At 52.6% G+C, this 4,914-nt stretch carries 8 protein-coding genes and 1 pseudogene; 4 read left to right on the top strand and 5 right to left on the bottom strand.

What is annotated here, in order from left to right:
- On the bottom strand, positions 1 to 319 hold a 319-nt coding region (locus CJZ78_RS13200), incomplete at its 3' end, for a helix-turn-helix domain-containing protein (protein WP_233128803.1).
- Between the two features lie 217 nt (positions 320 to 536).
- Between CJZ78_RS13200 and CJZ78_RS13930 the strand changes: the two genes are divergently transcribed.
- A complete protein-coding gene (locus CJZ78_RS13930) occupies positions 537 to 923 on the top strand; it encodes a hypothetical protein (protein WP_143592960.1) in 387 nt (128 codons plus the stop codon).
- A 193-nt stretch (positions 924 to 1,116) separates the two neighbouring features.
- Here the strand turns inward: CJZ78_RS13930 and CJZ78_RS14880 are convergent.
- The 3 genes and pseudogenes from CJZ78_RS14880 to CJZ78_RS13925 form a co-directional block, all read right to left on the bottom strand.
- Positions 1,117 to 1,566: pseudogene (locus CJZ78_RS14880) on the bottom strand (transposase); the annotation flags it as partial.
- A 15-nt stretch (positions 1,567 to 1,581) separates the two neighbouring features.
- On the bottom strand, positions 1,582 to 2,160 hold the full coding sequence (locus CJZ78_RS14875) for a transposase (RefSeq protein WP_369802070.1): 579 nt from the start codon (positions 2,158 to 2,160) through the stop codon (positions 1,582 to 1,584).
- Between the two features lie 56 nt (positions 2,161 to 2,216).
- Entirely contained in the window at positions 2,217 to 2,585 is a 369-nt protein-coding gene (locus tag CJZ78_RS13925) for a hypothetical protein (protein ID WP_143592959.1), read from the bottom strand.
- Between the two features lie 161 nt (positions 2,586 to 2,746).
- Between CJZ78_RS13925 and CJZ78_RS13920 the strand changes: the two genes are divergently transcribed.
- Positions 2,747 to 3,268 carry a hypothetical protein gene (locus CJZ78_RS13920; protein WP_143592958.1) on the top strand — a complete coding sequence of 174 codons (522 nt, stop codon included), beginning with the start codon at positions 2,747 to 2,749 and terminating at the stop codon, positions 3,266 to 3,268.
- Between the two features lie 78 nt (positions 3,269 to 3,346).
- Here the strand turns inward: CJZ78_RS13920 and CJZ78_RS13190 are convergent, their stop codons facing one another.
- Positions 3,347 to 3,796, bottom strand: coding sequence for a hypothetical protein (locus CJZ78_RS13190; protein WP_094561758.1), 450 nt, complete (start codon positions 3,794 to 3,796; stop codon positions 3,347 to 3,349).
- 185 nt (positions 3,797 to 3,981) lie between these two features.
- Between CJZ78_RS13190 and CJZ78_RS14570 the strand changes: the two genes are divergently transcribed.
- Together CJZ78_RS14570 and CJZ78_RS14565 are read left to right on the top strand one after the other, a co-directional pair.
- Positions 3,982 to 4,488 carry a transposase gene (locus CJZ78_RS14570; protein ID WP_143592957.1) on the top strand — a complete coding sequence of 169 codons (507 nt, stop codon included), beginning with the start codon at positions 3,982 to 3,984 and terminating at the stop codon, positions 4,486 to 4,488.
- On the top strand, positions 4,452 to 4,914 hold a 463-nt coding region (locus tag CJZ78_RS14565), incomplete at its 3' end, for a helix-turn-helix domain-containing protein (RefSeq protein ID WP_143592841.1). The genes CJZ78_RS14570 and CJZ78_RS14565, both read left to right, overlap by 37 nt.

The raw sequence follows: 4,914 nt of genomic DNA, 5'->3' as shown, positions 1-4,914 counted from the left end.
CCCAGCTCCACACCTGATTCGGGCCTGCGGCCCGCAGCCGTGGCACTGGCCTCGGCTCCTGTGGTGGTCGGGCGCGACCGCGGCGATTCGCCTGGCCCCGCTCACGGCAATAAGCGCTCAGCTCGGTGGCATTCAACCCAGCGGTTTCCAGCACCACCGTGAACTTGTCGGTGGAATCCCATCCCTCTGGTTCCTTTTCGGAAGCCGGCACCACCTCTCCTTGCAACCGCCAGGCCTTTCTCCAGTTGTAGAGGCTGGCCACGTGAATGCCCAGCTCTGCTGAAATCTGGGAAACGCTCTGGCGGTTCGGCGGAGTCATACGCCTCCTCACATCAGCCTTAAAGGCCTCGCTGTAACGACGCATTGCCCTGCTCCATCAAGCCCCCTGGTGAAAAAAGTGGTCGGGTTGGAGAGGCGTCAACTTTCCTGGCAGAGGGGGCGCTGGCCCATAGAAAGCATGTAATCGGGATACCCTAGTATAATCCAAATCCGGACGCTATCAAGCGGTCTTACGATTATTCGAGGTGCCCTTAATTATGAAAGTCAAACTTACTTGGACTGCACAGAATCAGGGCAGACGGGAGACAGTAATTGATGCAGATAATGTTCCAGGAGCAGAAGCACAATTGAAAGCTCTATATGAAAGTATGCCCAATTTTGTTTGTCTTGGTGTAAACATAATTACCGAACCTCGTCCAAATCAAGAACTTCCGACTCACACTGAATATGTAAATGTTGCCAGTGATGATGACGGGGCTTGGATGACTGAACCTCGTAGTTTTCTTGCATATATTTTAATATGCGCCGGTCTATTGTCCACATTATTCGGGTTGTTCCTACTTCCAGCTGGACTCATCTTTATGATCCCTGGGGCATTGTTAGTATGGGCAATGTATAAATGGGAAAGTGGGGATTGGGATTGACTGATGGAATACTTGACCCCAGCTCATCAGGAGATTATGGACGTTCTCCAACAATCTAATGGGCACCTCGAATAATCAGTACAAATGGGAAATCTTGCGGACATAAAAAAGCCACCAAGGAGGCGGCTGAGCAACAATACATTATATTGGCTATTGACGAGTTACCCTGAACCGTGGCACTTCAATGAGTGACTCATGCAAACACTACTACATGGGCAGAGCGCTGGAGAAAACGAAGGAAGTTGAATGTCAGGTTCTTGAGGCCCCACCAAGCCTCGTTCCTTTCTAGCCCAATCTTTCTTGTCAGCTTTCCACCCATGGACATGGTCATGCAGCCAAAGACATGCTCGACACAAGCTCTAATTGACGACTTGACACGATTCAATTCCTTGGCTGCATCGCTAAGCGGTTGATTGCGAGCGCCTTTTTCGTGGATCAGGCTTTCGAATCCACCGAGATTCAGAAGATTATCAAAGCTTTCACCGGAATATGCTGAGTCTGCCCAGACATAGTCATGCTCGTTTTCTGGATCAAGCAGTCGTGGAAGCATCTGGCTGTCATGGATATTGGCGGGGGTTACAGCATATCGGCGGATGAATCCATGGTCGACATCGATGCAAATACTGTTCTTGTAACCGTAGTAACTGAGGCCGTTCTTTTATGTCCAGCGAGCATCTAAATCCTTTTGCTGCAAGCGGTCTGGGTTTTCATTCCAGCCCTCTGGCAGCCTTCCGGCTTTGATTTCCTTGTTCTCCTCGCGGGTATTGCGTTGCTTGGGAACAGGGACGAGAGTCGCGTCAATGATCTGACCCCCACGGGCTTGTAGACCCTGAGAGCGCAGGTATTCCTCACACATCTCAAAGAGTTCATCGATAACTCCCGCCTTGCGCAGTCGCTCTCTGAAGAAGGCGACTGTGGTGGCATCTGGTATGTCATTCATCACCCCAAGACCAACAAACTCCTCGAAGGAGCGACGGTCATTTACTTGGAATTCGATCTCTTCATCACTTAAATTAAATAGCTGCTGGAGCACCAGCATCTTGAAAAGAATCAGTGGGTCGATTCTCTTGCGTCCAGCATTGCTTTTGCGCTCCTGGCTATAGCCCTTGTCAAGCAAAGGGCGGAAAGATTCCCAGGGAATCGTTTCTGCGAGACGCGTCAGAACCGGCTTCTTCTCTTGGAGCTTTGCAACTCTTTGTTGTTCATCCCAGAACCCTCGCTGGCCCATAGAAAGCATGTAATCTGGATGCCCTAGTATAATCCAAATCCGGACGCTATCAAGCGGTCTTACGATTATTCGAGGTGCCCTTCAGAGCCTTTTGGCTTAATGATTAGCGAGCGATAATTCGCATCCCAATCATAAGAGCACCCAGTAATCCGGGAATCACGCAATGCAGTCTGGGCTTGATTGCTCAAAGAAGACTCACTCGTCATGAGGGAGTCTATAAATGGCCAACACTCTTCAGGATCCCAGCCACTCTCGGCTGAGAAGACAATGCTGAAGCCAGTTTCCCCCTCTGCACTATCAATCTCAAAATCGACTCCATCAGTAAATACAGGTTCTGATTCCAGTATCTCTGTGATTTCACCAACAATATCCTCGCTTGTCTCTGGGAGGAAATCAATGCGAACTCGCCCAGTGCCTACATCAGCGTTAGCCATGAGGAATCCACCGAAAGTCTGATACTAGCCCACCTAACGACGCAATACACCTGCCCCGCCCTTCTTGGTGTATGCCCCAAGTTAATAGCTACAAGCCACAGGCCCTGCCGACAGGTGATCGCTGGCGTTAGCGTGGGCGAGCGCGCTACGAGCTTCGCAGATTGATTTTTCCATCAGAAAATATTGACCAACTTGCCCTTCGCAAGTGGATTACCGCTGGACTCATAATTGATGAGGTGAGAGGATTGAACGGAGATGCAGGCTATCTACTGTCAAATATGATAGCAAAGTACACGCTTGCCTCTTCTCGATACCGTCTATCAAGCGAGGCTCTTTCCTGGTTCGGGTCGAGAGGAATTGACCTAACAAAAGAATATTCACGTTCTAGATACTACGGCAAGAATAGCGCTGTTATGTACGAGCATTCTATTCCATCAAGCGTTGTTAGATCCGTTCTTTTGGCCCAAGAGTCATCTGAGTCGTCAATCAAATCTGTCTTGCAGTCAGCAGGGGAGGTAGTAGTTGTTATGAGCACCGAGGACGAAAGACTAGGCGCTATTGGCCTGGCCAGGAAAATGCCAGATGGCTGGGAGTATGGAGACGATCCGCACGCACGATATGCAGAGGCTGGCATTCAGCTGAGCCAATCATTCCTTCTAGTGAAGGGAAAGATTAAGCGCTGACCAATCACTTGCCGATGAGGAGAGGACAGTAGTTAATCCATTTTTCAATGCAAATTCTAATGGTAGCTATTGCAGCCATTAGGGCTTGGCCGTGAGGCCAGCATCTTCGAATAGTCGTGACAAGTATATAGGCGTAGGAACACCGGCTTTTATCAGATCGTCAGCTTCCTCAATGTCGGTTAGTTCAGATTTGTTTAGGAGCAACAGCTGCTCTTCATCCTCCCAGGCATCTTGATCATGAAGAGCGAGGAGCAGGTCTAGAGCCTCCTCTGAAGCGTCAATGGCGCTCTGGTCAAGCTCATCAAAAGGGCTTTCATCGCCAGAGACGTGATCAGTGTAATCAATGATTAACTTTGTAGCAGTACCGTCATCAAACTCACAGTAAAAGTTCTCCTGTATAAATGCGCCGCCTCCTGCATAACCGGCAACTATTCCCGCAAGAGATGAATCTGAAAGCTCAGTCCAAGCCGCGAAGGCCCTACAAATAACCCGTCCTTCGCGTTTTTCCCAAAGACCTGAGTAGTTCATGAGTGAGTTGTCGACGCTCTCATCATTGCAGCAACTTACGAATTGCGCAAGCTAACGACGCTATGCACCTGTCCCGCTCCTGCGAGGTATGCACCCAGCGAATAGCTTTAGCGTCTGCTCCCCCCGGTTTCAGGAAAGATGTCACCCCTCTCGTCAGTACACCCGGGGGCTTGAGGACATGACCAATGCGTCGTTACAGCGAGGCCGTCAAGGCTGACGTGAGAAGGCGGATGAGCCCGCCGCACCGCCAGAGCGTGGCTCGGATTTCAGAAGAGCTGGGCATTCACGTGGTGACCCTCTACAACTGGAGAAAGATTTGGCGGTTACAGGGAGAGGTGGTGCCGGCTTCCGAGAAGGAACCAGAGGGCTGGAGCGCTGCCGACAAATTCACGGTGGTGCTGGAGAGCGCTGGGCTCAATGCCACCGAACTCAGTGGCTACTGCCGGGAGCGGGGGCTGTTTCCTGAGCAGGTGGAGCGTTGGCGGCAGGCTGCCCAGGATGCCAACGCCAAGCCAGTGCTCACCTTGAAAGAGCAGAAGGAGCTCGAGAAGCTCCGCGCCCAGGACCAGCGGGACATCAAGGCTCTCAAGAAAGAGCTACAGCGCAAGGAGAAGGCCATGGCGGAGATGGCGGCCTTGCTGGTGCTGCGAAAAAAGTGGGAAGCCTTCTGTTCGGAGGACGCGGAAGGCTGACCAGTGCCGCGCACCGGCAGAAGGCGATCGAGCTGATCAGCGAGGCCAATGCCGCTGGCGCGGCTCTGGTGCCTGCCTGCTGCGAGATCGGGATCTCTCTGCGCACCCTCAAACGCTGGCGCAAGGCCTTTGGTGGTGATGGGGACGGCGTGGATCGCCGTAAAGGCAGTGACCGCCTGGTGGGTCACCGCCTGAGCGAGGAGGAACGACAGCGGATCCTGCTGACGTGTAATCAGCCGGAGTACGCCTCGCTGCCGCCGGGACAGATCGTGCCGGCGCTGGCCGATCAGGGCCTCTTTATCGGCTCTGAATCAAGCTTTTATAGGGTGCTGCACCAGGCAGGGCAGTGCCACCGCCGCGGGCGTGCACGGCTGCCGCAGGAACCGCGCTCGGTGCCGCGTCTCAGGGCGGATCGCCCCAACCAGG

This window comes from Synechococcus sp. 8F6 (genome assembly GCF_002252665.1).
Lineage (GTDB): Bacteria > Cyanobacteriota > Cyanobacteriia > PCC-6307 > Cyanobiaceae > Cyanobium_A.
Note: the sequence above shows the minus strand (reverse complement) of the source record. Positions and strands in the feature narration are given on the sequence as shown.